Below are 2,720 nucleotides of genomic sequence, written 5' to 3'. Positions count from 1 at the left end.
CCCCCCCCCCCCCCCGCCCCGGCCCGCCCACCACGCCCCCCACAACCAACCCACCGCCACCACGAACAGCACCCACCGCGCGGAGGGGGGGGCGGAGAGAGACGCGGCCCGCCGCCCGCGCCCCCCCCCCCGCCGCTCCGCTGCTTCGGTGCCGCTGCCGGGGCCGGGCGCGCCGCGCCCGCCGTCTCCGCTCAGCTCTGCGGGGAGCGGGTGTCGGCGAGCCGGCCGCCGATGCTGCCGGCGGCGTAGTCGAGGTGCTTCTCCAGCGCGACGAGCGCCCCGTCCTCCGGGTAGGAGTCGAACCGCACGTCGTCGGCCAGCGACCGCATGATCATCAGGCCGCGGCCGGCCTCGGAGACCGGGTCGGGCTCGGGGATCCGCTCGGCGTCGAACCCCCGGCCCGAGTCGATCACCTTGATCACGCAGCGCTCGTCGTGGATCGACGCCCGCACCGTGTAGTCGTCGCCGTGCCGGGCGTGCTTGATCACGTTCGTGCACGCCTCGGTCAGCATGACCTCGATGTCGTCGCGGATGTGCTCGTCCACGCCCAGGGCCTGCAGCGACGCGTCGAGGATCTTGCGCGTCGCGGGGACGCTCGCCGTCTCCCGGGGGAGCAGGAGGTCCAGGCTGATGTCCATGTCGCGTCTCCGTCGTCTCCGGCGTCCGTCTCCTTGACACGTGCCCTGGGCCCCGCGCTCAAACCCCCGCCTCAGCGGTCCGCCGCCCCACCGGCCCCCGCCGCCCCGCCGGTCACGCCCGTCCTACCGGTGCCGTCCGGCCAGGCGCCGCGCTCCACGATGTCGAGGACGAGCGCGCCGATGTTCCACGCGTCGTCGGCCCCGGAGTGGTGCCGGCCCTCCAGCGGCAGCCCCGCGTGCCGCAGCGCCCCCGCCATGCCCAGCCTGCGCGGCAGCGCGTGCGCGGCGGAGTAGGCGGCCTTGGCGTTGGTGTGCCGCCGCCCGAACGGGTACCGGACGCCCCCGGCGCACTGCCGCTCGAACTGCTTGCGGTCGTAGTCGCCCCAGCTCGCCCACGCCCGGAAATGGGACCGGTGCTCGCGCTCCAGCAGCGCGCACGCCTCGGCGAAGGGGATCCCGCCGTCCACCTCGTCCTGCGTCAGCCCGGTCAGCTCTGTGCAGAACGCGCTGACCGCCGACCGCTCCGGCCGCACCAGGACGCGGTGCTTCGCGACGCGCCGCCGCTCCTCCAGGTCGACGACGCACAGCCCGATCTCGATGATCTCGTGCACCTGCCCGGGCGCCCTGTGCTCCCAGCACGTCGCCTCGACGTCGACGACGTTGAGGTACCGTCCGAACCGCTCGTCCATGGACCGGGACCGTACCGGCGCCCGGGCCGGCGCCACGACCGGTTTTCAGGGGGTGTCGGCGGGACGCGGCGCGTAGTCGTCCACGTACTCCTGGCCCGACAGGTGCTGGATCGCGTCCATGATCTCGTCGGTGACGACCCGGGCGACCTTGCCGCGCGGCATCCCCTCGTCGCGCCCCGCGAACCGCATCGGCGCGCCGATCCGCACCTCGATCCGGCCCGGCTTCGGGACGACCTGCCCGCGCGGCTGCACCCGGTCGGTGCCCTTGATCGCCACCGGGACGACCGGCGCGCCGGTGCGCATCGCCAGCCGCGCCACGCCCGTCCGGCCCCGGTAGAGCCGCCCGTCCGGCGACCGGGTGCCCTCGGGGTGGATCGCGAAGACGTCGCCGCGCTCCAGCACGGCCGCGCAGGTGTCGAGCGCGTCGAGCGCGGCCCGGCCCCCCGACCGGTCCACCGCGATCGCGCCGACGCCGCGGAAGAACGTGGCGGTCGCCTGGCCCTTCACGCCCGTCCCGGTGAAGTACTCGTGCTTGCCCAGGAAGTGGACCCGGCGGGGCACGATCAGCGGCAGCACGAACGAGTCGATGAACGCCAGGTGGTTGGCCGCGAGGATCACCGGCCCCGTCCGCGGGACGTTCCGCAGGCCGCTCACCCGGGGGAGGAAGGCCACCCGCATCGCGGGTCCGAGAACGACGTACTTCATCAGGGGATAGACAACGCGTTCTGGGTCCATGTCCGAGAACGCTATGGCGACCGCCCCCGCCCCGGCGGTGGTGGGCCGTTACAAGTTCGACCCTTGGAAGTTTGTAGGTCTCCGCACTGGACCCTCTTTAGATGTGTCCAATTGAATTGGGTGCAATCGATCGAAGGGACCGGCATGGACGTCCACTACACCGCCGTCGCCACCGCCAACGGCCGCGACGGGCGCGCCGTCAGCTCCGACGGCCGCCTCGACCTCGCCCTCGCCCCGCCCCGCGAGATGGGCGGCAGCGGCGACGGCACCAACCCCGAGCAGCTGTTCGCCGCCGGCTACGCCGCCTGCTTCGCCAGCGCCCTCGGCGCCGTCGCCCGCGCCACCCGCACCGACGTCCGCGACGTCTCCGTCACCGCCGAGGTCGGCATCGGCGGCAGCGTCGAGAAGGGCTTCGGCCTCAGCGTCGTCCTGCGCGTCGAGCTCCCCGACGGCCTGGAGAACGGCCGCGAGCTCGTCGAGCAGGCCCACCAGGTCTGCCCCTACTCCAACGCCACCCGCGGCAACATCCCCGTCGACCTCGTCATCGAATGACCGGCGGCCTGCGGCGCGCCGCCCGTGCGGGAGCGCGACGACGCCCGCATCCGCGAGTACTTCCAGCACCACGGGCACCGCACGGCGGTGTCGCGGCGGGCGCTGC

General features: G+C 74.1%; 4 protein-coding genes. 1 reads left to right on the top strand and 3 read right to left on the bottom strand.

The window, feature by feature from the left end; genetic code table 11:
• Positions 1–191 precede the first annotated feature (191 nt).
• The 3 genes from AB0C78_RS50630 to AB0C78_RS50620 form a co-directional block, all read right to left on the bottom strand.
• Entirely contained in the window at positions 192–638 is a 447-nt protein-coding gene (locus AB0C78_RS50630) for an ATP-binding protein (RefSeq protein WP_360762992.1), read from the bottom strand.
• Positions 639–709: 71 nt separating this feature from the next.
• Positions 710–1,327 carry a 3'-5' exonuclease gene (locus tag AB0C78_RS50625; protein WP_360762989.1) on the bottom strand — a complete coding sequence of 206 codons (618 nt, stop codon included), beginning with the start codon at positions 1,325–1,327 and terminating at the stop codon, positions 710–712.
• Positions 1,328–1,372: 45 nt separating this feature from the next.
• Positions 1,373–2,032 carry a lysophospholipid acyltransferase family protein gene (locus AB0C78_RS50620; RefSeq protein WP_225991955.1) on the bottom strand — a complete coding sequence of 220 codons (660 nt, stop codon included), beginning with the start codon at positions 2,030–2,032 and terminating at the stop codon, positions 1,373–1,375.
• A gap of 174 nt (positions 2,033–2,206) precedes the next feature.
• On the opposite strand from AB0C78_RS50620, the gene AB0C78_RS50615 reads away from it, so the two are divergent.
• Positions 2,207–2,614 (top strand): organic hydroperoxide resistance protein, encoded by a 408-nt coding sequence (locus AB0C78_RS50615; protein WP_360762995.1) that lies wholly within the window; start codon positions 2,207–2,209, stop codon positions 2,612–2,614.
• Positions 2,615–2,720 lie beyond the last annotated feature (106 nt).

Origin of the sequence: Actinomadura sp. NPDC048394 (assembly GCF_040651755.1) — a bacterium.
Classification (GTDB): Bacteria; Actinomycetota; Actinomycetes; order Streptosporangiales; family Streptosporangiaceae; genus Spirillospora; species Spirillospora montaniterrae.
Note: the sequence above shows the minus strand (reverse complement) of the source record. Positions and strands in the feature narration are given on the sequence as shown.

Coding starts and splice junctions, on each gene's coding strand:
- AB0C78_RS50630 (WP_360762992.1), bottom strand. CDS start 638: ATGGACATCAGCCTGGACCTCCTGCTCCCCCGGGAGACGGCGAGCGTC.
- AB0C78_RS50625 (WP_360762989.1), bottom strand. CDS start 1,327: ATGGACGAGCGGTTCGGACGGTACCTCAACGTCGTCGACGTCGAGGCG.
- AB0C78_RS50620 (WP_225991955.1), bottom strand. CDS start 2,032: ATGAAGTACGTCGTTCTCGGACCCGCGATGCGGGTGGCCTTCCTCCCC.
- AB0C78_RS50615 (WP_360762995.1), top strand. CDS start 2,207: ATGGACGTCCACTACACCGCCGTCGCCACCGCCAACGGCCGCGACGGG.